The sequence below is a fragment of the Mycobacterium marseillense genome (genome assembly GCF_010731675.1).
In the GTDB taxonomy this organism is placed as follows: Bacteria; Actinomycetota; Actinomycetes; order Mycobacteriales; family Mycobacteriaceae; genus Mycobacterium; species Mycobacterium marseillense.
In genome coordinates, this window is record NZ_AP022584.1 from 4,258,610 (window position 1) to 4,282,779 (window position 24,170).

Below are 24,170 nucleotides of genomic sequence, written 5' to 3' on the forward strand. Positions count from 1 at the left end.
AATGTCACAGGCTTGAACTACGTTCATCGGACAAGTCTGCGTCGGCGCGAACGGCACGTTGAGGAGTCATGGAGAAGATTCTCGGGTCGCTTCTCTTGCTGGGGTTTGCTCTCCCTTGGTATTTCACGCAAAAAGCCACCGGCAGCCCGTCGGCGGGATTCCTGGCCGGCCTGGGCGGGCTCGCGCTCGCGGTCGCCGTCCTGTGGTGGCTCTCAGTGCAGCGGGACCGCCGTCAGGCCGACGCACGCCGCCGGCGCGACCTCAAATGTGCGAAATCCGGGCTGCGCGCCATCGATCGAATGTCGGGCACCGACTTCGAGGAATTCGTTGCCGCGCAGTTGCGCGTCGCCGGCTACAGCGTCATGCCGACGGCGAGCACCGGCGACTACGGAGTAGATCTCATCGCCAAGAAGGACGGCGTCCGCATGGCGGTGCAATGCAAAAGGCTGGCCAAGGCCGTCGGCGTCGCCGCGGTGCAACAGGTCGTGTCCGGGTCGCGCCACCACGGCTGCAACCGGGCGGTCGTGGTGACCAACCAGACGTTCACGAAGGCGGCCCGCGCATTGGCGATCACCCACCACTGCCGCCTGGTGGGTCGCACGCAACTGCAGAACTGGACGCGGGTGGCGTCCCTTCCCGCGCGCGGTAGCTAGAATCCGCGAGATACCCTGAACCGCAGCGCATTCGGTTGGCTCGTCAGCGCCGGGTTGCGTCCTCGATGACCCGGCGCGCGATATCGCGCAACGGGGTGTTCATGCTCTGCGAGAGTTTGATCAGTGTGTTGAACGCCGTGTGGTCATCGAGGTCATAGCGCTCCATCAGGATGCCTTTGGCTTGCCCGATCGTGTCGCGGGTGCTCAGGGCCTCCATGAACTGCTGGGTGCGGACGACGTTGCTCCACGCCAGGGCGCCCAGCGTGGCGAAGACGGCGGCCACTCGGCGAGAGTCGTCGGAAAAGGCCTGCGGGCTTTCGGCATAAAAGTTCAGCGCTCCCATGCTCAGTTCGTCGGCGTACATCGGTAGTGACAGGATGCTGCGAACGGGCGTCTGGGCGAGCGCGTCGGCTTGGTATTTCGGCCAGCGCGAGTCGGTCTCGAGGTCGTTGATGATGACGACCTTGCGGGTCCACGCGGCGTGCACGCACGGCCCTTCGAGGTGGCGTTGCTGGAACTCGTCGAGCAACCTGGCGCAGTCGTCGGTGACCGACGGGCTGCTGACCTCGTTCTGCCGGCTGGTGACGGTGATCCCCGCCTCCTTCGCGCCGGGCACCCACCGCGCCGCCGCCCTGGTCAGCTCGTCCAGCACCTGCGGGAAGTCGGCCGCGTCCGCCGAATAGATGGCGCGCAGAACGTCGGTGAGCAGGGTGAAATCTTCAAAATTGGTCACTGAATGTCGCCTTCGTGCGTCGAGACCGGTTCCAGGCAAAATCCCGCGCCGTTTCAGCAGCCTGCGGTCTCGCGAGGCGATCATTTGTCAGTTATGACGGCGACGAATGTCAATGCTGTCTGCTCAGCATTACGGTGAGATCCACTATATCGGCCGGGTTTTGGGGGATTGCGCCCGACACCGACCCGGCCGGATGATCCCGCCGGCGGTCATCCGCCGAAGAGCGGATGAGCGATACCTGACTGGTCGGGGTGGCGGGATTCGAACCCACGGCCTCTTCGTCCCGAACGAAGCGCGCTACCAAGCTGCGCCACACCCCGCCTGAAGCTCCGACAGCCTATCGCACCGGGCTATCGGCTGGCCAAACCGCGGTGCCCCACGTCACTTCCACGAGCACGAACGCTCGAACTCGACCAGCGCCTCGGCCGGGCCCGTCGGGTCGAGTCCCTGCGCCGCGACCCACTCGTCGCTGAAGTAGGTGTCGCGGTAGCGGTCGCCGCTGTCGGCGAGCAGCGTCACCACCGAGCCGCTGCGGCCTTCGGCGACCATCTCGGCGAGCAGGCCGAACGCGCCCCACACGTTGGTGCCCGTGGACGGCCCCACCCGGCGGCCCAAAACGGCGCTGACGTGGCGCGCGGCCGCGATCGAGGCCGCGTCCGGGACGGCCACCATGCGATCGACCACGCCGGGGAGAAACGACGGCTCCACCCGCGGGCGGCCGATGCCCTCGATGCGCGACGAGCCGGGCATCACTACGTCGTCGCGGCCTTGGGCGTAGGCGGGAAAGAAGGCGGAGTTCTCCGGGTCGACGACGCACAACCGGGTGGCGTGGCGCCGGTAGCGGATGTAGCGGCCGATCGTGGCGCTGGTCCCGCCGGTGCCGGCGCCGACCACGATCCACTCGGGGACGGAAAAGCGCTCCTCGCCCATCTGCTCGAAGATCGACTCGGCGATGTTGTTGTTGCCCCGCCAGTCGGTGGCGCGTTCGGCGTTGGTGAACTGGTCCAGGTAGTGTCCGCCGGTCTCGCGGGCGACGCGCTCGGCTTCGGCATACATCTCGCCGGCGCTCTGCACGAAATGGCAACGGCCGCCGTGGGCTTCGATGAGCACCACCTTCGATGCGCTCGTCGCCGCCGGCATCACCGCGACGAATGGGAGCCCCAGCAGGGCCGCGAAATAGGCCTCCGACACCGCCGTGGAACCCGACGACGCCTCGACGACCGTGGTGCCCTCGTCGATCCAGCCGTTGCACAGCGCGTAGAGGAACAACGAGCGGGCCAGCCGGTGCTTGAGGCTGCCGGTGATGTGGGTGGTCTCGTCCTTGAGGTACAGCGCGATGTCGGCGCCAGCGCTCCACGCCGACGGCAGCGGATAGCGCAGCAGGTGGGTGTCGGCGCTGCGATGGGCGTCGGCGTGGATCAACCGGATCGCGTCGTCGGTCCAGCGACGTGAGCGGCTGCGGACCGCGATCCGGGTCCGCCCGGTCAACGCACGGAAGCTGTTGGCTGCGAACGGCTCAGGTCACTGGCCGCGTCGCGGTCGCCCATCGGGGTGGCGATCAACGTCAGCATGGTCGCCTCCGGCCGGCAGCAGAACCGCACCGGCGCGAACGGCGAGGTCCCCACCCCCGCGGAGACGTGCAGCTGCATGTGCGCGCCCCACCGCGACGGCCCCTTGGCGCGTGAGCGGTCCAGCCCGCAGTTGGTCACCACCGCGCCGTAGAACGGTAGGCAGACCTGTCCGCCGTGGGTGTGTCCGGCCATCACCAGTTGATAGCCGTCGGCGGCGAAGCGGTCCAGCACCCTGGGTTCCGGGGAATGGGTCAGCCCCAGCCGCAGGTTCGCCGCCGGGCTGGCCGGGCCCGCGACGGTGTCGTAGCGGTCCCGGTCGAGGTGCGGGTCGTCCACGCCTGCCGCCGCGACGTGCAGGCCGGCCACCTCGAACTCGCGCCGGGTGTGGGTGAGGTCGAGCCAGCCGCGCTCGGTGAACGCCGCGCGCAGGTCCTGCCAGGGCAGCGGCTCGCCGCGCACCCGGTGCGACGGGTTGGTCACGTAGTTCAGCGGGTTCTTCAGGCGCGGCCCGAAGTAGTCGTTGCTGCCGAAGACGAAGACACCCGGCCGCGACAACAGGTCGCCCAGGGCCTGGACGACGGCCGGGACGGCCTTCGGGTGGGCCAGGTTGTCGCCGGTGTTGACCACCAGGTCCGGCTCCCAGCCGGCCAGCTCGCGCAGCCACGCCTGTTTGCGCCGCTGGCCGGGCGTCATGTGGAGGTCACTGATGTGCAGCACGCGCAACGGTGTGGAGCCCGGGCTCAGCACGGGCATGGTGATCTCGCGCAGGACGAAGGCGTTGCGCTCGACGATCGCGGCGTAGCCGAGGCCGGCGACGCTCGAACCGAGCGCCACGGCACTGGCACGGATCAGGGCGGGCAGAACATCGGCCATGATGGCAGCCTACTGCCGGTCGCGGACCTGCTCCGTATCTCCTGCGTCACGCGCGCCGCACGACGAGCGGGGCGCCGGGGAGTGCGGAGGTCTACGGGGGTGGCGCACCGGGCGGGGCCGGCGGTGGCGGCGCCATCAGGGGGATGGTGATCGGCGGCAGCCCCGGAATCTCGACCACCTGCGAGCCGACCGGCACCGGCGCCCCCTCGGGGGGCGGCGGCGGGGCGGGCGGAATGCCGTTGCTGACCTGAATGGTGACGATCGAGCCCGGAATCGTCGCGCCGCTCGGTGTCGTGCCGACCACCTCGCCCTGCTTGGCGCTGCTGTTGACGAAGTTGTTCTGGTCGGCGACCTGGAAGCCCGCCTCCTTGATGCGTTGCCGCGCCGCGTCGATGTCCAGGCCCGCCACACTCGGCACCCGCGACCCGGGTGAGCCGTCGACGTAGCGCGGGTCGGTGGGTGGCAGTTGCACCGGCCCGAAGTTGGTGGCGATCGGTTTCATCGCGGTGAACCACGTGCGCGCGGGCTCGTTACCGCCGTAGAGGTCGCCCTCGCCGCAGTGCCGCAACGGGGACGAACACAGGTCCGTGGGGTTGGTGGAGTCGTCGTAGATGTAGTTGGCCGCCGCGTAGTGGTTGGTGAATCCGACGAAGCCCGACGAGCGATGCGCCTCGGTGGTGCCGGTCTTACCCGAGACCGGCAGGTCCCAGCCCGCCGCGCCGGCCGAACCGGCCGCCGTGCCACCACCCAGCGCGTCCTTGCTCATCGCGTTGGCCAGGGTGTTGGCCAGACCCTCGGGGACCACCTGATCGCAGGTCTCGGTCGTCACCGCGACCTCGTTGCCCTTGCGGTCGACCAGCTTGTCGATCGGGTTCGGCGGGCACCAGGTGCCACCCGAGGCCAGCGTGGCCGCGACGTTGGACAGCTCCAGCGCGTTCACCTCGATCGGGCCCAGGGTGAACGAGCCGATGTTCTGCCGTTTGACGAAGTCGGCCAGGCTCTCGTTGCTGTCGGGGTTGTAGTCGCGGGCGGTGCCCGGGTCGGCGTAGGACCGCAGGCCGAGCTTGATCGCCATGTCCACCGTGCGCGTCACCCCGACCTGCTGGATCAGCTTGGCGAACGCGGTGTTCGGCGAGGTGGCCAACGCGTCGGTCACGTTCATCGACCCGCGGTAGTTACCGGCGTTGATCACGCACCAGTTGTCCTTCGGGCAGCCCTTGGCCCCGCCGCTACCCATGCCCTTGGCCTGGAACCGGCCCGGCACCTCGAGGGTGGCGTTGATGCCCATCCCCATATCCAGGGCCGCGGCCGTGGTGAAGATCTTGAAGACCGATCCCGCGCCGTCGCCGACCAGGGAGAAGGGTTGCGGCCGCATGGTTTGGCCGGCGTCGACGTCCAGCCCATACGTGCGGTTGCTGGCCATCGCCATCACCTTGTGCGACGTCTTGCCGGGCTGGATCACGCTCATCACGCTCGAGATGCCCGGCAGCGTCGGGCTGGCGAACTTGTCGATCGCCGACTTGACCGGGAGTTGCACGTCGGGGTCCAACGTGGTCTTGATCAGATAGCCGCCCCGGGCCACCTGTTCCTTACTGATCCCGGCGCGGGAGAGGTACTCCTGCACGTAGTCGCAGAAGAACGCCCGATCGCCCGCCGCGATGCAGCCGCGCGGCAGCTCGTTGGGCTGCGGCAGGATGCCCAGCGGCGCGGCCTTGGCGGCCTGGAGCGCCTCGGCCTCCTGTGGGATGTTCTCGATCATGGTGTCCAGCACCAGGTTTCGCCGCGCGAGGGCGCCCTCGGGGTTGGTGTACGGGTTGAGCGCGCTGGTCGATTGCACCATGCCCGCCAGCAGCGCCGCCTGCTGCCAGTTCAGGTCGGCGGCGTTGATGCCGAAGTAGGTCTGGGCGGCGTCCTGCACGCCGAACGAGTTGTTGCCGAACGAGACCAGGTTCAGGTAGCGGGTCAGGATCTCGGGCTTGGTGAACGTCTTGTCCAGGGTCAGCGCCATCCGGATCTCGCGCAGCTTGCGCGCCGGGGTGGTCTCCACCGCCGCCCGCTTCTCCGCGTCGGTCTTCGCGGTGACCAGCAGCTGGTAGTTCTTGATGTACTGCTGCTCGATGGTCGAACCGCCACGCGTGTCCACGTCACCGCGCGCGTAGCCCGCCAGGCCGGTCAGGGTGCCCTTCCAGTCCACCCCGTTGTGGTCGGCGAACCGCTTGTCCTCGATGGAGACGATCGCCAGCTTCATCGTGTTGGCGATCTTGTCGCTGGGCACCTCGAATCGGCGTTGCGAGTACAGCCACGCGATGGTGTTGCCCTTGGTGTCGACCATCGTCGTCACGGCCGGCACCTCGCCCTCGAGCAGCTGCGCGGAGCCGTTGGCGACCACTTCCGAAGCCCGATTGGACACCAGTCCTATGCCACCGGCGACGGGGAACAGGAGTGCGGTGGCGACGACGCTGGCCAACAAACAGAACCCCGCGAGCTTCAAAATCGTGAGCGCGGCCGGGGGGCGGTCTGACATGGCTACTACAGTAGCGGCCCCCAGTCACGCCGCCACGCTGCAACTTCAGGCAAAAATTTCGGCGCCGGCGCGCCCCGGACGCGCACCGAGAATTTGCGATTGCGTCACAGGTCAGACGGGTAGCCCAGTGTGCAAGATCACTTTCGCACCCCATTTTTTGGACGAGACGGCACGCTCGTCCCAAAAAAAGCGTTATCGGACTGTTGCGCAATTGGCACCTGACCACCTAACTTAGACACACGGTGAGATTCAGGTAACACCGATGTACATGGTGAGGCGTAGATCGCAGGGTTGGATCTGCACCCAAGGAGGGCGGCCGTGACGGGCGGCCGGTAGGGAAAGGGAACGATTCGTGTCACCAATACGGCCGGCGGCGCGTAGGACAAACATTGCAGCCGCACAAGGTGTACTCCGCAGCGTCGATGCTGAAGAACGGATCGCTTGGGTCTCGAAAGCGCTCTGCCGCACGACCGACCCCGACGAACTGTTTGTCCGTGGCGCGGCCCAGCGCAAAGCGGCAGTGATCTGCCGGCACTGCCCGGTGATGCAGGAGTGCGCGGCAGACGCGCTGGACAACAAGGTCGAATTCGGGGTCTGGGGCGGCATGACCGAGCGGCAACGCCGCGCGCTGCTCAAGCAACACCCCGAGGTGGTGTCCTGGGCGGACTTCTTCGACAAGAGCAGAAGCCGCACCGCCGGCTGACCCGGTGCCGCACAGTGACGGCCCACCCCGCCCGGTGCGGGGTGGCTCGGTCTAAGCGACCGACGTGATCTGGTCGGCGAGGGCTCGCAGCGCTTCCAGGTCCGAAACGTCAAACGGCAGCGACGGAACGCCGATGACCGGCACGTGCGGATTGGCTCCGGTGAATCGGGACAGCAATCTGACTTCCCGCTTGGCGGTTAGCGCGCGGTCGGCATGGATCCGCAACACGGCCGCGGCCAGCGACGCGGCTTCGGAATCGGTGTCGTGCTCGAGCATTTCGGTGGCATCGATCGCCCGCTCGGCCGGCAGGGCGCACAACGTCGGATGCGTGCGGTTCAAGACCAGCCCGGCGAGCGGCATCCCTTCCTGCGACAAGCGGTCGACGAAGAAGGATGCTTCGCGCAGCGCGTCGGGCTCGGCCGCCGACACCACAACGAATTGCGTGCCGCGCCTTTTCAGCAGGGCGTAGGTGCGATCCGCCTTCTCCCGGAAGCCGCCGAAGGTGGCGTCCAGCGATTGCACGAACGCCGCGGCGTCGCCGAGCATCTGTGAGCCCAGGATCGTGGAGATCGCCTTCATCGCCAAACCCATTGCGCCGGTGACCAATCGGCCGATTCCGCGGCCCGGCGCCAGTAGCAGCCGCCACAACCGGCTGTCCATGAAGCTGCCCAGTCGTTTCGGCGCGTCCAGGAAGTCCAGCGCATTGCGCGACGGCGGGGTGTCGACGACCACCAGGTCCCAGCGATCCTCGGCCAGCAGCTGCCCCAGCTTCTCCATCGCCATGTATTCCTGCGTGCCCGCGAGCGAACTCGCGACGGTCTGGTAGAACTGGTTGTCCAAAATCGCTTGTGCGCGACCGGGTCCGGAGTACTGGACCACCATTTCGTCGAAGGTGCGACGCATGTCGAGCATCATCGCGTGCAACTCGCCGGGGACCTCCGCCGCCAGCGGGACGCGCTGCGGCGTATTGCCGAGGTCGTTGACCCCCAGCGCCTGGGCCAACCGCTTCGCCGGGTCGATCGTCAAGACGCAGACGTTGCGGCCGTATTCGGCGGCGCGCAACGCGATCGCGGCGGCGGTGGTCGTCTTGCCCACACCGCCAGCGCCGCAGCACACCACCACCCGGTTCGATGTGTCGGCCAGGATGGCGGCCATGTCAAGCGGTTTCGGCGTGGTGCTCATCGAACTCCCTGCTGTGCAAGCGATTCCGACAGTTCGTAAAGGCTACCCAAATCGACACCGTCGGAGATCGCCGGCAGTTGGAGCCGCGGCACCTTCAGCGCATCAAGCTGTTGGGCGATCTCGGAGCGCGTGGCGATCACCGTCGCGTGCTCGATGGTCTCGGTCAACAGCCCGGCGAAGTCGTTGTCGTTCAACGTGATTCCGGACTTTTCCAGGCCGGCCCGCACCGAGTCGGCGTCGACGTCCCCCTCGGCGGCCTTCGCCAGATCCGCCGGCTGCAGGTAGGAGGGGATGTTGCGGTTGACGATCACGCTGCCGATCGGCAGCTGCATTTCGGCGAGCTCCTCGATGGCTTCCAGCGTCTCCTGGACGGGCAGCGCCTCCAACAGGGTGACCAGGTGAATGGCGGTCTGCTCGGAGTGCAGCAGCTTCACCACGCCGTCGGCCTGCGAGTGCACCGGGCCGCCCTTGGCCAGGTCGGAGACGGCCTTGGTGACATCCAGAAAGCGCGCGATCCGTCCCGTCGGAGGGGCGTCGACGACGATGGCGTCATAGACGGGGAGCCGGTTCTTGTCGACGCGGATCACCGTCTCCTTGATCTTTCCGGTGAGCAGCACGTCGCGCAGGCCGGGCGCGATGGTCGTCGCGAACTCGATCGCACCGATGCGGCGCATCGCGCGGCCCGCGATGCCCAGGTTGTAGAACATGTCGAGGTATTCCAGGAACGCGGCCTCGATGTCGATCGCCAGGGCGTTGACCTGACCGCCGCGTTCGGCGGTCGCGATCTTCACCTCCTGGTACGGCAGGGGCGGGACGTCGAAGAGTTGCGCAATCCCTTGGCGGCCCTCGACTTCCACGAGCAGGACCTTGCGACCCCCCGCCGCCAGCGTCAGCGCCAGCGCCGCCGCGATCGTCGACTTGCCCGTACCGCCTTTGCCGGTCACAAAATGTAAGCGGGCCTTGGTCAAGCGCGCCGGCCAGCCGACGGCGCTACCGCCGCTCGATGTGGTTGCCACCTTCGCATGCTAGCCCGGCCGGGCAGGCCGGAGCGGTTCACCTCCGACCGATAAGCTCGCCGCATGAGCGAACCGACCGCCTGGGAGTACGTCACCGTCCCGTTGCTGACGCACGCCACCAAACAGATCCTCGACCAGTGGGGGGCCGACGGCTGGGAGCTGGTGTCCGTGCTGAACGGCCCGACCGGCGAACAGCACGTCGCCTACCTCAAGCGCCCCAAGTAAAGATGAGTGCCCAGCCTTCCTGGAAGGCCCGACTGGGCGAGCTCGGTCTAGCGCTACCGGAGGTGGTCGCGCCGCTGGCCTCCTACGTTCCGGCGGTGCGCACGGGCAACCTCGTCTACACCGCGGGCCAGCTGCCGATGGAGGCCGGAAAGCTGGTGGGCACCGGCAAGGTCGGCGCGGACGTCGCCCCGGACGAGGGCAAGGCGCTGGCGCGGATCTGCGCGCTCAACGCGCTGGCGGCGGTCGACTCGCTGGTGGGCATCGACTCGGTGACCCGGGTGGTGAAGGTGGTCGGGTTCGTCGCATCGGCGCCCGGATTCAATGGCCAGCCCAGCGTCATCAACGGGGCCTCCGATCTGCTCGCCGAGGTGTTCGGTGACCGGGGCGCGCACGCGCGGTCGGCGGTCGGCGTCTCGGAGCTGCCACTGGACGCGCCGGTGGAAGTGGAGCTGATCGTCGAGGTCGGCTGACGACCGTGTCCGAGGTTGCCGAGTCGCTGACCCACCCCGCATACGGCAGGCTGCGGGCGGTCACGGACACGGTCTCGGTCCTGTTGGCGGACAATCCCGGCCTGATGACGCTGGAAGGCACCAACACCTGGGTGCTGCGCGGCCCGCGGAGCGACGAGCTGGTCATTGTGGATCCCGGGCCCGACGACGACGAGCACATCGCGCGGATCGCCGCGCTGGGCCGCATCAGTTTGGTGCTGATCAGCCACCGGCACGGCGACCACACCGACGGCATCGACAAGCTGGTCGAGCGCACCGGCGCGACGGTCCGGTCGGCGGGCAGCGGCTTTCTGCGTGGGCTGGGCGGCGAGCTGGTGGACGGCGAGGTGATCGATGCGGCCGGACTCAAAATCAAAGTCATGGCTACCCCCGGCCACACCGCCGATTCGCTGTCCTTCGTGCTCGACGATGCCGTGCTGACCGCCGATACGGTCCTCGGTCGCGGCACCACCGTCATGGATTCCGAAGACGGCAACCTCACCGACTACCTGGAATCGCTGCACCGGCTGCGCGGGCTGGGCCACCGCGCCGTGCTGCCCGGCCACGGGCCGGACCTGCCCGACCTGGACGCTGTCACGCGCGGATACATTGCGCACCGCCATGAGCGACTGGAGCAGGTGCGGTCCGCGCTGCGCGAGCTGGGCGAGGACGCGGGGGCGCGCCAGATCGTCGAGCACGTCTACGTCGACGTCGACGAGAAGCTGTGGGACGCCGCCGAATGGTCGGTGCAGGTGCAGCTGAATCACCTGCGCGGCTAAGGGCGAACTCGCCCTGCGAGCGTTCGCGAGCGTAACGCCATTGCGAAATTGCGCGCCGGAAATCGCAGCCACGTTACGTTCGCAGACCAAAGAGCACGCCCGCGCTTACCTCGCTCGGGGCTGGATTCTCGCTCGCTTGCGCCCGCGCTTCGCGCGCGCTTACCTCGCTCGGGACTGGATTCTCGCTCGGTTGCGCCCGCGCTTCGCGCGCGCTTACCTCGCTCGGCGGGCCAGCCTCTCGGAGTCCGAGATCAGCACGCTCTTGCCCTCGAGGCGGATCCAGCCGCGGTGGGCGAAATCGGCCAGCGCCTTGTTCACCGTCTCCCGGGACGCCCCCACCAGCTGGGCGATCTCTTCCTGCGTCAGGTCGTGGGTGACCCGCATGGCGCCACCTTCTTGAGTGCCGAAACGCTGGGCGAGCTGCAGCAGCTGCTTGGCCACCCGACCGGGCACGTCGGTGAAGATGAGGTCGGCCAGGTTGTTGTTGGTGCGGCGCAGCCGTCGGGCCAGCACTCGCAACAACTGCTCGGCGATCTCGGGGCGATCGGCGATCCATGCCCGCAGCGCGTCACGGTCCATCGACACCGCGCGCACCTCGGTGATGGTGGTGGCGCTGGACGTTCGCGGACCCGGGTCGAAGATCGACAGTTCCCCGAACATGTCCGACGGGCCCATGATCGTCAGCAGGTTCTCGCGTCCATCGGGCGAGCGGCGACCGATCTTCACCTTCCCCGCGACGATGATGTAGAGCCGATCCCCCGGTTCCCCCTCAGCGAAGACTGTGTGTCCGCGGGGGAAGTCGACGGGTTGTAGCTGCTTGGTCAGCGCGGTGACCGCGCCGGGCTCAACCCCTTGGAAGATTCCTGCCCTTGCCAGGATCTCGTCCACGTTGCCTCTTCAACTTTCCCAGAAAATTACTGTGATACGGGCAGGCTGATCCCATGCTCGCGTGACGAGTCTAGAGGAACGCCATTGTGTCTAACGTGCCAACGCTACACACGATTGGCGTGTCGAGGTGCCCTAAATTGCGGATTGACGTGCGAATGGCCGTGGATTCGCGTGGGCAGCGTCATCTCGTCGCGGTCGACGAAGCCGACGGCGAATGACGGGGCCGCGTGGCGCGGGCCGTCGTTGCGCCCCGTCAACACGGGGCCGGGCAGTTGTCGGGCCTCGCGGCGGTGCAGGTATTCGAGCGCCTCGGGCATGCCTTCGGAGGCCAACGTGCGCATGTCGACGCCGCCCGCGAGCTCGAGAAATTCGTTGACGTCGGTCACCACCATGGCGTCTTGGGTGAGCTCGGATTCGAGCCGCCCCAGACCCAGCGCCGCCAGCATCAGCAGCGCCGGAACTCCGGCTACCAGCAACCATGACACACGAAGAGTAAACATGGCCTTGCATCAACACGAGGTCTCGGCGAGATCACGAAATCAGTACTCTGTCGGAGGTGACAGTCGCAAAGTCGTCCGGCCGTTCGAAGTCAACGCCGGCCCAGCCCGGCGGCGGCGAGGCCGGACACCGGTCGCAGGAATCCCGAGTTGGGTTGGTGCGACGGGCGCGGCGGATGAATCGTGCACTGGCACAAGCGTTTCCGGACGCGCACTGCGAACTGGACTTCACCACGCCGCTGGAGCTGGCCGTCGCCACCATCCTGTCCGCGCAGAGCACCGACAAGCGGGTGAATCTGACGACGCCGGCGTTGTTCAAGCGGTATCCGTCGGCGCTGGATTACGCGCAAGCGGACCGCGCCGAACTGGAAAATCTCATCCGCCCGACGGGATTCTTCCGCAATAAGGCGTCCTCGCTGATCGGTCTCGGCCAGGCCCTGGTCGAACGGTTCGAGGGCGAGGTGCCCGCCACCATGACCGAACTGGTCACCCTGCCCGGCGTGGGACGCAAGACGGCCAACGTCATCCTGGGCAACGCCTTCGGCATCCCCGGCATCACCGTCGACACGCATTTCGCACGGCTCGTGCACCGGTGGCGCTGGACCACGGACAAGGACCCGGTCAAGATCGAGCACTCGGTCGGCGAGCTCATCGAGCGCAGTGAATGGACGATGCTGAGCCACCGGGTGATCTTTCACGGCCGCCGGGTGTGCCACGCGCGCAAACCCGCGTGCGGCGTCTGCCTGATCGCCAAGGATTGCCCCTCCTTCGGGCTGGGTCCCACCGAAGCGCCGCTGGCCGCCGCGCTGGTGAAGGGCCCGGAAACCGAGCACCTGCTCGCGCTGGCCGGGCTGTAGCCCGCGCCGGAACCGAACCGCACAGGGACCGCATGTCGACTTGGAGGCCGACACTCACCCGGAAGGCTCGCTGGCACATCGCGATTCTGGCGGTGGTGGTCGCGCTGATCGCGGCGCTGGTGGCGCAGCTGCGCGACCACTCCGCGGCGCCGGGGGCGCCCGCGACCGATCGTGCAACGGCGGACCGGGAACACCGCGACGCCGATACCCCCGCGGCGCTGGCCGGTCCGCGGCAACGGGCCGGCCTGGCGCCGTGTCCCGGCGCCGGAAGCGGTCTCGGCCCCGAGGCGCTGCGCGGCGTGACGGCCGAATGCGCCGCCGACGGGTCGGTGGTCGACGTCGCCCGCGCGGTGGCCGGGCGCCGCGTGGTCCTCAACTTGTGGGCCTATTGGTGCGCGCCGTGCGCCGCCGAACTGCCCGCGATGGCCGAGTATCAACGACGGGCCGGTTCGGACGTGACGGTGGTGACGGTGCATCAAGACGAGAACGAGACCGCCGCCTTGCTGCGGCTCGCCGAGCTCGGCGTTCGGCTGCCGACCCTGCAGGACGGTCGCCGCCGGGTCGCGGCCGCGCTGCGGGTGGTAAATGTGATGCCCGCGACGGTGGTCCTGCGGCCGGACGGTAGCGTTGCGCAGACGCTGCCGCGAGCTTTCACCTCGGCCGACGAGATCGCGGCGGCGATCGGAACCGACCGGGGATAAGCGGAAAAATTGAACCGACTGGAGGGGCCGTGAGTGCTGGGGGTTCGCCCCTGCGGAATGGGGACCCCGCCCCCGCGCGCGGGACCGTTCCGCTGACGCCCGACGCCAGCCCGTCCTGGCTGCGTCCACTGGTCGACCACGTCGATGACATCCCGGATGCCGCCCGCCGCCGGCTGCCGGCCGACGTGTTGGCGATGATCACGAGCAAGGCCGCCTCGGCGGTCACCACGCTGCGCGGAGCCGCCCGCGAAGCCGCGGTGCTGGTGTTGTTCTCCGGCCCGCAAACGGGCCCGCCCGGTGGCGGCCCGCCCGACGACGCCGACCTGTTGGTCACCGTGCGGGCGTCGACCCTGCGCCACCACGCCGGCCAGGCGGCGTTCCCCGGCGGCGCCGCCGATCCCACCGACGACGGCCCGGTCTCCACCGCTTTGCGCGAGGCCCACGAGGAAACCGGAATCGACCTCAGCAGGCTGCATCCCCTGGCCACCATGGAGCGGATGTTCATCGCGCCGTCGCAGTTTCACGTCGTCCCGGTGCTGGCGTACTCGCCGGATCCCGGTTCGGTGGCCGTCGTCAACGAGGCCGAGACGGCGATCGTGGCGCGAGTTCCGGTGCGCGCCTTCATCAATCCGGAAAACCGGTTGATGGTGTACCGCGGCGACCTCGGCCGCCGGTGGGCCGGGCCGGCGTTTCTCCTCAACGAGATGCTGGTCTGGGGCTTCACTGGCCAGGTGATCTCCGCATTGCTCGACGTCGCCGGCTGGGCGCAGCCATGGGACACCGCCGACGAGCGGGAGTTGGACACGGCGATGGCGCTGGTCGGTGAACGGGGTGAGCCCCTCCGATGAACATGAATTCGATGTCCCCGTCGCAGTGGCTGGATATCGCCGTGCTGGCGGTCGCCTTCATCGCGGCGGTCTCGGGCTGGCGATCGGGGGCGCTGGGTTCGCTGCTGTCGTTCGTCGGGGTGTTGCTCGGCGCGATCGCCGGTGTGCTGCTGGCGCCCCACCTCGTCAGCCACATCGCCGCGCCGCGCGCCAAATTGTTTGCGGCACTGTTTTTGATCCTCGCGCTCGTCGTCATCGGTGAGGTCGCGGGCGTGGTGTTGGGGCGAGCCGTCCGGGGCGCGATCCGGAGCCGCTCCATCCGAACCGTCGACTCGGTCATCGGGGTGGGAGTCCAGCTGGTCGTGGTGCTGACCGCCGCCTGGCTGCTGGCGACGCCGCTGACGCAGTCGAAGGACCAGCCGGAACTGGCGGCCGCCGTGCGGGGTTCGCGAGTGTTGGCTCAGGTCAACGATGTGGCGCCGCCGTGGCTCAAGACGGTGCCCAAGCGACTGTCCGCGCTGCTGAACACATCCGGCTTGCCCGCCGTGTTGGATCCGTTCAGCCGCACCCCGGTCATCCCGGTCGCCTCACCCGATCCCGAGCTGGCCACCAACCCGGTCGTGCAGGCCACCGCTCCGAGCGTGGTCAAGGTGCGCAGCCTTGCCCCCAGCTGCCAGAAAGTGTTGGAGGGCAGCGGATTCGTGATCGCGCCCGACCGGGTGATGACCAACGCGCACGTGGTGGCCGGATCCAACAGCGTTCAGATCTACGCCAGTGGTAATCCGCTGGACGCCACCGTGGTGTCCTACGATCCGTCGGTCGACGTCGCGATACTGGCGGTCCCCAACTTGCCGCCGCCACCGTTGCCTTTCGCACAGACCGACGCGAAAACGGGGACCAGTGTCGTCGTGCTGGGTTACCCGGGTGGGGGCAACTTCACTGCGACCCCGGCCAGGATCCGGGAGCTGATCAAGTTGAGCGGGCCGGACATCTACCGGGACCCGGCGCCGGTCACCCGTGACGTCTACACAATCAGAGCCAGTGTGGAGCAAGGTAATTCGGGTGGACCGTTGATCGACCTCGACGGCCACGTTCTCGGTGTGGTGTTCGGCGCGGCCGTCGACGACCCCGACACCGGGTTTGTGCTGACCGCCGACGAGGTAGCCGGTCAGCTCGCCAAAATCGGTGACACGCAGACGGTGGGCACCGGGTCCTGCGTCAGTTGAGCTTGGCCCGCGACCCGTGAACCTGGTCGAGAAATCTCGTCAGGTGCCTGTTGACTTCTTCGGGAGCCTCTTCGTGGCTGAAATGCCCTGCGCCCGCGATGGATACGTAACGCCCCTGCGGCGCATAGCGTTGCGTCCGATCGACCGGGTCGGCCAGCACGTAGGGGTCGGCCTCACCGCGTAGGTGCAACAGCGGCACGCTGAGCTGCTGGCACATCGACCCCATGAACCGCCGGCCTTCGTCGCGCAGTTGGCTGCGCGCCGCCCAGCGCTGGTATTCCAGCGCGCAGTGTGCGGCCCCCGGGATCTGTATCACCGTTCGCAGATGACCGATGGTCTCGGAAAAATCCTCGGATGCAAGCCATTTCGCGCAGCTGCGACTGCGGACCAGGCGTTCGATCTCCGCGGCGTTGTCGCGGGTCAGCAGGCGCTCGGGCCACAACGGCACTTGGTAGGGCAGCAGCGTCTGCAACAGCGCATAACCCTGGTCGCGTCGCGTCAACGTGGATCGCCGCAACGCCGCCGGGTGCGGCGAGCTGATCAGCGCGATTGCCGACACCAGCCGCGAATGCAGCAGCGCGGTGGCCCAGCAGGCCAACCCGCCGTCGGCGTGGCCGACCAGCGTCGCCGAGGAGTGCCCGAGCGCACGGATGAGTCCGGCCGTGTCCCCGGCCAGCGTCCAGCCGTCGTAGCCGCGGGGCGGCTTGTCGCTGCCGCCGTAGCCGCGCAGGTCGACCGCGACCACGCGCGCGCCGGTCAGACCGCGCAGTTGGTGACGCCAGGACCACCAGAACGAGCCGAATCCGTGCAACAGCATCACCAACGGCCGCGCCGTCGGCGGCAGGCCTCCGGCATCGCGGACCCCTACGGCCTCGACGACGTGAAAACGGATGCCGTTGGCGTGCACATCCAGGTGGCGCCATGGCCCGTCGATGCGGGTTACCGACGGATCCGGTGGCGCCATCTACCCACCCGAGGGATCGCCGGTGGCGTCGTCGCCGCGCTTCGCGTGCCTGCCGTGGCTCTCGGTGAGTTGCTTGGCCCTCAATTCCGGGCCGGCGGCCTTGTCATGGCCCGGCGTGAGCGCGGTGCGGGTCTCCTTGACCGATTCGATCGTCTGGCGCGGCCCTCGAATTCGGCGCACCTTGAGGAAGCCCAGCAGGGCCAGCGCGGCGCCGACCACCACCATGATCCCGAAGACGATCAGGTACGCCACCCAACGCCACAGCCAGGTGTCGAGCAGTTCGGCGACGAAGAAGAAGAAAAAGAAGGTGGAGTAAAACAGCACCACCAGTGCGGCGATGAAGAAAACGCTACCGGTGAGGCCCTTTTTGACGTCGCGGGTAATTTCGGCGCGGGCCAGTTCGACTTCGGCGCGCACCAGCGTGGAGACCTGAGTGGTCGCGTCCTTGATCAGGTCGCCGATCGACGACTCGGCGGGCTTGGCGTGCGGGTCGGTCAACGGGATTGTGGTCAGCGTGCTGGGCACACCGTTCTTGCCATCGCCTTTGCTCACAGATCCTCTTTCGTCGTCGCCAGCCTCGCTGTCGTCGCGGTTTATGTTGCCATGTGGCGCCTGGACAGGAGAAGCCAGACGAGGCCAGCCGAACGCCGACGGGTCCGCCGGGTCGCAAGGTTTGGCGTGTTGCCCGTGGCATCGCGAAGTCGCTCGGCGCTCTCATCTACAGGCGACTCGCGGCGAAGTCCGCGCCCTGGCCGACCAAACCGTCGGCATACGCCGAGGCGCTGTGCGCGGCGATTTTTGCCCCCTCGGAGCAAACGGGGTCCACAGGAGCGCACAGCTGGAGGGTTTTGTCGGCATACGGCGGGCCGATGACGACCGGCGGTTGGCCGAGGAAATTCATGATCCGGGCATTCGGTGTGCCGAACAGGACGACCGCCGCGACATGGGCAGCAATCTCGGGTGGCAGTGAATCGGGCACGGTCGCGGGATCGACACCGTCGGGAATCTGACCCGAGGTGAGGTAGCCCATCAGGGTGGCGCCCTGGGAATAACCGCTCAGCACCATTCTGGTGTCCGGGCACTCCGCCGCCATGGAGGCCACGTGAGCGGCTCCGTCCCTGATGCCGTCGATCCCGGTGGGCCAATCGCCGCTGGCGGGATAGCTGACGGCGTACACCCCGACCGAACTCTCGTCGAGGCGCGACCGAAGGCTGTCGACGAACGGCGCCCCGACGCCGCCGAGCCCGGGCGCCTCGCCGGTACCGCGGGCGAACACCACCTGGGCAAAGGGGCACGAGCCGGCGGTTGCGGACGGGATCGGCGCGGCGAGCGGGGGGCCGATGGTTACGACCCCAGCCGCCATTATTCGCACGATGCGCGACGCACCCACGTCGGGAACATGCCCCCGGCGAGACGTCGCCAACCTTAGAGCTCTCTGTGGGTATCGCTGCGGCCGCACGTTCGTTCCACCGAGCTTCCCGGCGATCTCGTTGAGTCGGAAGGCAATAAACGCGGCGGTATGGCGTTGCCACCGACCACTGCGTCCCTCACATCGTTGCCGACTAGACTGACCGGGCTGCTCAGGATGTCGGGACCGCTTGATGGGAGTGTGCGCTTTGCAGACGGCCTACCGTTGCTACATGGCGGCGATGGTAGCCGTGCTCGTGGCGCTCATCAGCGTCCCAGCCACTGCTCTCGCCGATGCCCGGGTCCCGCTGGGCGGCGGTGCGGGCATCGTCATCAACGGCGACACCATGTGCACCCTGACCACCATCGGTGGCGACGCCGCGGGCGAACTCATCGGATTCACCTCCGCGCATTGCGGGGGGCCCGGCGCTCAGGTCGCCGCCGAGGGCGCCGAAAACGCGGGCGTGTTGGGCACCATGGTCGCCGGCAACGACAACCTCGACTACGCGGTGATCAAGTTCGATCCGGCCAAGGTGACCCCGGTGGCGAACTTCAACGGCTTCTTGATCAGCGGCATCGGTCCGGACCCGGCCTTCGGCGAGATCGCCTGCAAACAGGGCCGCACGACCGGGAATTCGTGCGGGGTCACCTGGGGGGCGGGGCAGAATCCCGGCACCATCGTGATGCAGGTCTGTGGTCAACCCGGTGATTCCGGGGCGCCGGTCACCGTCAACAACGAGCTGGTCGGGATGATTCACGGCGCGTTCAGCGACAACCTGCCGACCTGCATCGTCAAGTACATCCCGTTGCACACGCCGGCCGTCGTTCAGTCCTTCAACGCGATCCTGGGCGACATCAACGACAAGCACCGCCCCGGTGCGGGGTTCAGCCCGCTGCCGGCCTGAACGCCACCGGCTACTTGGCCGCCCTGATCGCGTCGAACACGCCGGGATCGAGCAGCGTTGACGTGTCGCCCAATTCGCGGTTTTCGGCGATGTCCCGCAACAGCCTGCGCATGATCTTGCCGCTGCGGGTCTTGGGTAGCTCTGGCACCACGTGCACCTCGCGCGGGCGGGCGATGGGGGAGATCTCCCGGGCCACCTCGACGCGCAGGTCGTCGACGATCCCGTCGTGCACCTCGAAGTCCGCGCACAAGACGACGAACGCGCAGATGGCCTGACCGGTCGTCTCGTCGGTCGCGCCCACCACCGCCGCCTCGGCCACCGCGATGTGGCCGACCAGCGCTGACTCCACCTCGGCCGTGGAGAGCCGATGTCCGGACACGTTCATGACGTCGTCAATGCGGCCGACGACCCAGATGGCGCCGTCGGCGTCGTAATAGGCGCTGTCACCGGCGAAATACCAGCCCTGCTCGGCGAATCTGGACCAGTAGGTCTCGACATAGCGTTGCGGATCGCCCCAAATGCCGCGCAGCATCGACGGCCACGGTTGGTCCAGCACCAGGTAGCCGGTGACGTGCTCGCCCTTGTTGTCGCCCGGCGGCGGCAGCTCCTCGCCGTGGTCGTCGACGATCTTCGCCGACACCCCGGGCAGCGGCCGCATCGCCGAACCCGGTTTGGCCGCAGCGACTCCCGGCAACGGGGAGATCATCGTGGCGCCCGTCTCGGTCTGCCACCAGGTGTCGACGATCGGAAGGCGCTCGGCGCCGATCACCTTGCGGTACCAGCGCCACGCTTCGGGATTGATCGGTTCGCCGACCGACCCCAGCAGCCGCAGGCTGGACAGGTCGTGCGCGTCGGGGATCTCGCGTCCCCACTTCATGAGCGTGCGAATCAGTGTGGGAGCGGTGTAATAGATTGTGACGCCGTATTTTTCGATGATCTCGAAATGGCGGTGTTGCGACGGGCTGTCGGGTGTGCCCTCGTAGAGCACCTCGGTCACCCCGTTGGCCAGCGGAGCGTAGACGCCATAGGTGTGCCCGGTGACCCAGCCGATGTCGGCGGTGCACCAGAACACGTCGGTGTCGGCCTTGATGTCGAAGACGTAGTAGTGCGTGTAGGCGGCGTGCGTCAGGTAACCGCCGCTGGTGTGCACGATGCCCTTGGGCTTGCCGGTGGTTCCCGAGGTGTACAGCAGGAACAATGGCTGTTCGGCGTCGAACGGTTGTGGGGTGTGTTCGGCCGACGCGGCGTCGACGACGTCGTGCCACCACAGGTCGCGGTCATCGTTCCAGGACACGTCAATTCCGGTGCGCCGCACCACCACAACGTGTTCGACGGGGCTGTTCGGGTCCGAGACCGCCTCGTCGGCGGCGTCCTTGAGGGGCGCGGGCTTACCGCGGCGGAACTGCCCGTCGCTGGTGATCAGCAGCTTGGCGTCCGCGTCGGCGATGCGGGCCTGCAACGCTTTGGCGGTGAAGCCGGCGAACACGACGCTGTGCATGATGCCCAGCCGCGCGCAGGCCAGCATCGCGATCACCGCCTCGGGGATCAGCGGCAGGTAGATCGCGACGCGGTCACCGGCCACCAGGCCGAGGTCGGTCAGCGCGTTGGCGGCCTTGCAGACTTCGGCGTGCAGCTGCGAGTAGGTCAGGCTCCGCTGGTCGCCGACGGGCTCGCCTTCCCAGTGGATGGCGACCCGATCCCCGTGGCCGGCCTCCACGTGGCGGTCGACGCAGTTGTACGCGACGTTGAGCTTGCCGTCGGCGAACCACTTGGCGAACGGCGCGTCGGACCAGTCCAGCACCTCGGTGAACGGCGTCGCCCACGCCAACCGCTTGGCCTGCTTGGCCCAGAAGGCCAGCCGGTCCTGCTCGGCTTCGCGGTACAGCTCCTCGCCCGCGTTGGCCTGTTCGACGAATTGCGCCGACGGGGGATACGACGAGGGGCCCGCGGGGTGGGTTGCGGTCACTGGCTTCTCCTGTGTCGAGACTTCGCCGTGGGGCGGCCGACTGCGAGCCTAGCTGTGTGGGGCGTGGCTCTGCGAGCGGTAGCTGTGCGCCCGAATCCGGGGTCAAAGTGTGCCCCCAGGGCGGATAATCACCGTGTGCCGGGTCATGGGCGGAGCATCCGCCGACTAGTCCCCAGCCTTGCCGTGGCCGCAACGAGTTACGCCGCCGCCACGGTGCTGGGGTGGCCCGCAGCGGCCATGCCGGCCGACACCATCGACGCGCCGACGCCGTGCTGGTCGGATCAGATCGCCGTGTCCGCCGCGCCCACCGTGGGCGCGATGGGGCATCGCGCGGTGACCCTGATCTTCACCCTCGCCGGCGGCGCGGAGCCCTGCACCATCGCCGGATACGCCGGCGTCGACTCGGGCGCGGGCGGCCCGTTGGTGCACGCGCGGCCCACCCTGCGCGGGTACCTCGGCGGCCTGCCGGCCGGCGACACCGTCCCGCCCGCCGTCGTCCTGTCCATCTCGACCCAGGGCCAGGCGATCGTCGAGGGCGTCGCCGTCGACGGCGAGGGAAAGCCGTGCCCCACCTACACGGACCTGCTCGTCAATCCGCCCGGCACCACCAACGTCGTGACGGTGTCGGCCACCATCGAGGCGTGCGAGTTACAGGTGCACCCCGTCACCGCGGTCTGAGGGTGTCAGTCGGCTCTGGCCACGCAGTAGACCCGCGCGGGGACGGGGTAGGCGATGCCTTTGCTGTCCGGCGGGCACCGAGTTTTGTCCGAGCTGCCGTCGATGCGCTGACTGACTCTCACGTGCATCGGGCTTGATTTGTTGCAGTCGTCCGGTTTCATACTCACGGCTTTGCCGTCGCGGATCACCTGGTAGCACTGGTCTTGCCGCAGGTTGATCATGAAGCACAGGAGCGTCGAGTGGTTGCTGGTGCGCTCATAGATCGAGTGCTCTCGTTTGCCGTCGGGGCAGCTCTCCGAGGCGCCCCCCTTGAACGCGAGTTCGTAGGTGTTCGCCGGGTTGGCGCAGCCGCCGTTCGCGGGGACATCGAAATGGTCTGCTGCATAATCACTTTCGGTGATGCATTGGCCTACCCTCAGCAGGGCATCGGCGCGATGGCCGATCAGGACGCGCGCTGCGTTGCCGAAGATGCCCAGCACAAGCAGCACGGCACCGATAGTGATGAGGATGGTGGCCGACTTCGGCGTGCGCGGTCGCGGCGCAGAACCGGGTGCGTAGCCCGGATAAGCCGGATAGGGCGGAGCGCGATAGCCCGGCGGCGGGAAGGGGTAGCCGGGGTTGACGGGGAAGCTCGGTGGGTACTGCGGGTACGCCAGCGGCCGTCGCCGGCTGCGCGCGCGCTCCACTAGACCAACGACCAGGCAGACCAAACCGATTGCGGGCCCACCCAACGAGAACAGCAAACGGCCCGCCTCATAGGCGGCCCCCTCGGCGGCGAGGTGGGCGACGGTCACAGCCCGAGTTTAAGTCGGCATGCCTGGCCCGGGCACTTCACCACTTCGCCGCCACAGGCCCTAGGGTCGGTTGTCATGCGTCGGATGCGGACCCTGTCGGCCTCGCTGGTGCCGCTCGCCGTCGCAATGCTCACGGTCGCTTCGCTGGCGGGTTGCGGCGGCGGTGTGCTGAGCCCAGACCTGGTGGTGGTCAACGGCGGGGAACCACCGAACCCGTTGATCCCGACCGGTACCAACGACAGCCAGGGCGGCCGCATCCTCGACCGGCTCTTCGCCGGGCTGATGTCCTACGACGCCGCCGGGCACCCGTCGTTCGAGGTCGCCCAGTCGATCGACACCGTCGACAACGTCAACTACCGCGTCGTCCTCAAGCCCGGGTGGACGTTCACCGACGGCTCACCGGTGACGGCGCATTCGTTCGTCGACGCGTGGAATTATGGGGCGTTGAGCACCAATGCCCAACTGCAGCAGAGCTTTTTCAGTCCGATCGATGGCTTCGACGCGGTCGCCGGCCTCACCGGCGACGGCAAGCCGACCGCGGCCACCATGTCCGGGCTGCGGGTGGTCAACGACCTGGAGTTCAACGTCCGGCTCAAGGCGCCGACCATCGACTTCACGTTGCGGTTGGGGCACAGCGCCTTCTATCCGCTGCCGGAGGCCGCCTTTCGGGACATGGGCGCGTTCGGGCAGCACCCGATCGGCAACGGGCCGTACCAACTCGCCGAGGGCCCCGACGGGCTCGCGTGGGAGCACAACGTCCGAATCGACTTGCGGCCCAACCCCGCATACCACGGCAATCGCAAGCCTCACAACAAAGGGTTGAGGTTCGAGTTCTACGCGAACCTGGACACCGCCTACGCCGACCTGTTGTCGGGCAACCTCGACGTGCTGGACACCGTCCCGCCCAGCGCCCTTCCGGTCTACAAGCGCGACCTCGGCGACAAGGTCACCAGCGGTGCGGCCGCGATAAACCAGAGCCTGGACACCCCGTTGCGGCTGCCGCATTTCGGTGGCGAGGAGGGCCGGCTGCGCCGCCTGGCGCTGTCGGCCGCCGTCAACCGGCCACAGATCTCGCGACAGATATTCGTCGATACCCGCAGTCCCGCACGCGATTTCACCGCTCGATCCCTGCCCGGGTTCGACCCGGACATCACCGGCAGTGACGCGCTGGACTTCAATCCCGAGCGGGCGCGGCAACTCTGGGCGCAGGCCGATGCGATCTCGGCGTGGAGCGGGCGTTACGCGATCGCCTACAACGCCGATGCGGGACACCAGGACTGGGTCGACGCCGTGGCCAACAGCATCAAGAACGTGCTGGGCATCGACGCGGCCGGAGCGCCGCAACCCACCTTCGCAAGCTTTCGCACCCAGATCACCAGCCGCACCATCGCCACCGCGTTTCGCGCCGGATGGCAAGGCGACTACCCGTCGATGATCGAATTCCTCGCGCCGCTGTTCGCCACCGGCGCCGGATCCAACGACGTCGGCTATTCCAGCCAGGAGTTCGACGCCGCGCTGGCGACCGCCGAAGCCGCGCCCGACATGGCGCAGGCCACCAAACTGTCCAACGACGCCCAGCGAATCCTGTTCCACGACATGCCCGTTGTCCCGCTATGGAACTACATCAGCGTGGTCGGATGGTCGGCTGAGGTCAGCCACGTCACCGTCACCTGGAACGGGCTGCCCGACTACGAGAACATCGTGAAGGCCTGA

The 24,170-nt window shown here is 67.9% G+C and carries 25 protein-coding genes and 1 tRNA gene; 12 read left to right on the forward strand and 14 right to left on the reverse strand.

Features of this window, described 5'->3' with window-relative positions; genetic code table 11:
• Nucleotides 1-68: 68 nt before the first annotated feature.
• Complete coding sequence (locus tag G6N26_RS19715) at nt 69-653, forward strand: restriction endonuclease (protein WP_083019087.1); 585 nt, start codon at nt 69-71, stop codon at nt 651-653.
• Nucleotides 654-696: 43 nt separating this feature from the next.
• On the opposite strand, the gene G6N26_RS19720 is transcribed toward G6N26_RS19715, so the two are convergent.
• The 5 genes from G6N26_RS19720 to ponA2 all read right to left on the reverse strand — a co-directional run bounded on the left by G6N26_RS19720 (nt 697) and on the right by ponA2 (nt 6,354).
• Nucleotides 697-1,386, reverse strand: coding sequence for a GAF and ANTAR domain-containing protein (locus G6N26_RS19720; protein ID WP_067172217.1), 690 nt, complete (start codon nt 1,384-1,386; stop codon nt 697-699).
• 243 nt (nt 1,387-1,629) lie between these two features.
• Nucleotides 1,630-1,706, reverse strand: a tRNA-Pro gene (locus G6N26_RS19725).
• Between the two features lie 61 nt (nt 1,707-1,767).
• The gene (gene cds1 / locus G6N26_RS19730) at nt 1,768-2,874 is read right to left on the reverse strand and encodes an L-cysteine desulfhydrase Cds1 (RefSeq protein WP_083019086.1); all 1,107 of its coding nucleotides are present in this window, start codon (nt 2,872-2,874) and stop codon (nt 1,768-1,770) included.
• Nucleotides 2,871-3,830: a metallophosphoesterase gene (locus G6N26_RS19735; RefSeq protein ID WP_067172213.1), complete on the reverse strand. Its 960-nt coding sequence runs from the start codon at nt 3,828-3,830 to the stop codon at nt 2,871-2,873. The genes cds1 and G6N26_RS19735 overlap by 4 nt, the downstream gene beginning before the upstream one ends.
• 91 nt (nt 3,831-3,921) lie before the next feature.
• Complete coding sequence (gene ponA2, locus G6N26_RS19740; protein ID WP_067172211.1) at nt 3,922-6,354, reverse strand: transglycosylase/D,D-transpeptidase PonA2; 2,433 nt, start codon at nt 6,352-6,354, stop codon at nt 3,922-3,924.
• Between the two features lie 352 nt (nt 6,355-6,706).
• On the opposite strand from ponA2, the gene G6N26_RS19745 reads away from it, so the two are divergent.
• Nucleotides 6,707-7,057 carry a WhiB family transcriptional regulator gene (locus G6N26_RS19745; protein WP_008263340.1) on the forward strand — a complete coding sequence of 117 codons (351 nt, stop codon included), beginning with the start codon at nt 6,707-6,709 and terminating at the stop codon, nt 7,055-7,057.
• Between the two features lie 51 nt (nt 7,058-7,108).
• Here the strand turns inward: G6N26_RS19745 and G6N26_RS19750 are convergent, their stop codons facing one another.
• Both G6N26_RS19750 and G6N26_RS19755 read right to left on the reverse strand, forming a co-directional pair.
• The gene (locus G6N26_RS19750; RefSeq protein ID WP_067172209.1) at nt 7,109-8,239 is read right to left on the reverse strand and encodes an ArsA family ATPase; all 1,131 of its coding nucleotides are present in this window, start codon (nt 8,237-8,239) and stop codon (nt 7,109-7,111) included.
• On the reverse strand, nt 8,236-9,255 hold the full coding sequence (locus G6N26_RS19755; RefSeq protein WP_067172207.1) for an ArsA family ATPase: 1,020 nt from the start codon (nt 9,253-9,255) through the stop codon (nt 8,236-8,238). The genes G6N26_RS19750 and G6N26_RS19755 overlap by 4 nt, the downstream gene beginning before the upstream one ends.
• A gap of 63 nt (nt 9,256-9,318) precedes the next feature.
• On the opposite strand from G6N26_RS19755, the gene G6N26_RS19760 reads away from it, so the two are divergent.
• Genes G6N26_RS19760 through G6N26_RS19770 form a run of 3 tightly spaced genes read left to right on the forward strand, consistent with a single transcriptional unit; the run spans nt 9,319 to nt 10,747 of the window.
• On the forward strand, nt 9,319-9,480 hold the full coding sequence (locus G6N26_RS19760) for a DUF4177 domain-containing protein (RefSeq protein WP_095576409.1): 162 nt from the start codon (nt 9,319-9,321) through the stop codon (nt 9,478-9,480).
• 2 nt (nt 9,481-9,482) lie between these two features.
• On the forward strand, nt 9,483-9,950 hold the full coding sequence (locus G6N26_RS19765) for a RidA family protein (RefSeq protein ID WP_083019085.1): 468 nt from the start codon (nt 9,483-9,485) through the stop codon (nt 9,948-9,950).
• Between the two features lie 5 nt (nt 9,951-9,955).
• Nucleotides 9,956-10,747, forward strand: a complete 792-nt coding sequence (locus G6N26_RS19770; RefSeq protein WP_067172203.1) for an MBL fold metallo-hydrolase — start codon at nt 9,956-9,958, stop codon at nt 10,745-10,747.
• A 213-nt stretch (nt 10,748-10,960) separates the two neighbouring features.
• Here the strand turns inward: G6N26_RS19770 and crp are convergent, their stop codons facing one another.
• Together crp and G6N26_RS19780 are read right to left on the reverse strand one after the other, a co-directional pair.
• Nucleotides 10,961-11,635, reverse strand: a complete 675-nt coding sequence (gene crp / locus G6N26_RS19775) for a cAMP-activated global transcriptional regulator CRP (RefSeq protein ID WP_007772229.1) — start codon at nt 11,633-11,635, stop codon at nt 10,961-10,963.
• Nucleotides 11,636-11,739: 104 nt separating this feature from the next.
• Entirely contained in the window at nt 11,740-12,135 is a 396-nt protein-coding gene (locus tag G6N26_RS19780; protein ID WP_225323304.1) for a hypothetical protein, read from the reverse strand.
• Between the two features lie 173 nt (nt 12,136-12,308).
• On the opposite strand from G6N26_RS19780, the gene nth reads away from it, so the two are divergent.
• The 4 genes from nth to marP are packed head-to-tail and all read left to right on the forward strand — an operon-like array spanning nt 12,309 to nt 15,743.
• A complete protein-coding gene (gene nth, locus G6N26_RS19785; protein ID WP_067172199.1) occupies nt 12,309-12,989 on the forward strand; it encodes an endonuclease III in 681 nt (226 codons plus the stop codon).
• 32 nt (nt 12,990-13,021) lie between these two features.
• Complete coding sequence (locus G6N26_RS19790) at nt 13,022-13,690, forward strand: TlpA family protein disulfide reductase (protein WP_067172198.1); 669 nt, start codon at nt 13,022-13,024, stop codon at nt 13,688-13,690.
• A 29-nt stretch (nt 13,691-13,719) separates the two neighbouring features.
• Entirely contained in the window at nt 13,720-14,538 is an 819-nt protein-coding gene (locus G6N26_RS19795; protein ID WP_067172196.1) for an NUDIX hydrolase, read from the forward strand.
• An 11-nt stretch (nt 14,539-14,549) separates the two neighbouring features.
• A complete protein-coding gene (marP, locus tag G6N26_RS19800) occupies nt 14,550-15,743 on the forward strand; it encodes an acid resistance serine protease MarP (RefSeq protein WP_095578078.1) in 1,194 nt (397 codons plus the stop codon).
• Here the strand turns inward: marP and G6N26_RS19805 are convergent.
• The 3 genes from G6N26_RS19805 to G6N26_RS19815 all read right to left on the reverse strand — a co-directional run bounded on the left by G6N26_RS19805 (nt 15,736) and on the right by G6N26_RS19815 (nt 18,070).
• Nucleotides 15,736-16,707 carry an alpha/beta fold hydrolase gene (locus G6N26_RS19805; RefSeq protein ID WP_083019084.1) on the reverse strand — a complete coding sequence of 324 codons (972 nt, stop codon included), beginning with the start codon at nt 16,705-16,707 and terminating at the stop codon, nt 15,736-15,738. The two genes, marP and G6N26_RS19805, sit on opposite strands and share 8 nt — an antisense overlap.
• On the reverse strand, nt 16,708-17,259 hold the full coding sequence (locus G6N26_RS19810) for a phage holin family protein (RefSeq protein ID WP_083019083.1): 552 nt from the start codon (nt 17,257-17,259) through the stop codon (nt 16,708-16,710).
• A 166-nt stretch (nt 17,260-17,425) separates the two neighbouring features.
• Complete coding sequence (locus G6N26_RS19815) at nt 17,426-18,070, reverse strand: cutinase family protein (protein ID WP_083019082.1); 645 nt, start codon at nt 18,068-18,070, stop codon at nt 17,426-17,428.
• A 253-nt stretch (nt 18,071-18,323) separates the two neighbouring features.
• On the opposite strand from G6N26_RS19815, the gene G6N26_RS19820 reads away from it, so the two are divergent.
• Nucleotides 18,324-19,019, forward strand: a complete 696-nt coding sequence (locus tag G6N26_RS19820; RefSeq protein ID WP_095576412.1) for a chymotrypsin family serine protease — start codon at nt 18,324-18,326, stop codon at nt 19,017-19,019.
• Nucleotides 19,020-19,029: 10 nt separating this feature from the next.
• On the opposite strand, the gene acs is transcribed toward G6N26_RS19820, so the two are convergent.
• Nucleotides 19,030-20,985: an acetate--CoA ligase gene (gene acs / locus G6N26_RS19825; RefSeq protein ID WP_067172186.1), complete on the reverse strand. Its 1,956-nt coding sequence runs from the start codon at nt 20,983-20,985 to the stop codon at nt 19,030-19,032.
• Between the two features lie 135 nt (nt 20,986-21,120).
• On the opposite strand from acs, the gene G6N26_RS19830 reads away from it, so the two are divergent.
• The gene (locus G6N26_RS19830) at nt 21,121-21,663 is read left to right on the forward strand and encodes a DUF4232 domain-containing protein (protein WP_179960237.1); all 543 of its coding nucleotides are present in this window, start codon (nt 21,121-21,123) and stop codon (nt 21,661-21,663) included.
• A 5-nt stretch (nt 21,664-21,668) separates the two neighbouring features.
• On the opposite strand, the gene G6N26_RS25935 is transcribed toward G6N26_RS19830, so the two are convergent.
• A complete protein-coding gene (locus G6N26_RS25935; RefSeq protein WP_067172184.1) occupies nt 21,669-22,457 on the reverse strand; it encodes a hypothetical protein in 789 nt (262 codons plus the stop codon).
• An 84-nt stretch (nt 22,458-22,541) separates the two neighbouring features.
• Here G6N26_RS25935 and G6N26_RS19840 point away from each other — a divergent pair, with 84 nt between their 5' ends.
• On the forward strand, nt 22,542-24,170 hold the full coding sequence (locus G6N26_RS19840; protein WP_120312723.1) for a peptide ABC transporter substrate-binding protein: 1,629 nt from the start codon (nt 22,542-22,544) through the stop codon (nt 24,168-24,170).

What these genes read in the sequence shown, in the direction of transcription:
- G6N26_RS19715 (WP_083019087.1), top strand. Translation starts at nt 69, where the DNA reads ATGGAGAAGATTCTCGGGTCGCTTCTCTTGCTGGGGTTTGCTCTCCCT.
- G6N26_RS19735 (WP_067172213.1), bottom strand. Translation starts at nt 3,830, where the DNA reads ATGGCCGATGTTCTGCCCGCCCTGATCCGTGCCAGTGCCGTGGCGCTC.
- ponA2 (WP_067172211.1), bottom strand. Translation starts at nt 6,354, where the DNA reads ATGTCAGACCGCCCCCCGGCCGCGCTCACGATTTTGAAGCTCGCGGGG.
- G6N26_RS19750 (WP_067172209.1), bottom strand. Translation starts at nt 8,239, where the DNA reads ATGAGCACCACGCCGAAACCGCTTGACATGGCCGCCATCCTGGCCGAC.
- G6N26_RS19760 (WP_095576409.1), top strand. Translation starts at nt 9,319, where the DNA reads ATGAGCGAACCGACCGCCTGGGAGTACGTCACCGTCCCGTTGCTGACG.
- G6N26_RS19765 (WP_083019085.1), top strand. Translation starts at nt 9,483, where the DNA reads ATGAGTGCCCAGCCTTCCTGGAAGGCCCGACTGGGCGAGCTCGGTCTA.
- G6N26_RS19780 (WP_225323304.1), bottom strand. Translation starts at nt 12,135, where the DNA reads ATGTTTACTCTTCGTGTGTCATGGTTGCTGGTAGCCGGAGTTCCGGCG.
- nth (WP_067172199.1), top strand. Translation starts at nt 12,309, where the DNA reads ATGAATCGTGCACTGGCACAAGCGTTTCCGGACGCGCACTGCGAACTG.
- G6N26_RS19790 (WP_067172198.1), top strand. Translation starts at nt 13,022, where the DNA reads ATGTCGACTTGGAGGCCGACACTCACCCGGAAGGCTCGCTGGCACATC.
- marP (WP_095578078.1), top strand. Translation starts at nt 14,550, where the DNA reads ATGTCCCCGTCGCAGTGGCTGGATATCGCCGTGCTGGCGGTCGCCTTC.
- G6N26_RS19805 (WP_083019084.1), bottom strand. Translation starts at nt 16,707, where the DNA reads ATGGCGCCACCGGATCCGTCGGTAACCCGCATCGACGGGCCATGGCGC.
- G6N26_RS19815 (WP_083019082.1), bottom strand. Translation starts at nt 18,070, where the DNA reads ATGGCGGCTGGGGTCGTAACCATCGGCCCCCCGCTCGCCGCGCCGATC.
- G6N26_RS19840 (WP_120312723.1), top strand. Translation starts at nt 22,542, where the DNA reads ATGCGGACCCTGTCGGCCTCGCTGGTGCCGCTCGCCGTCGCAATGCTC.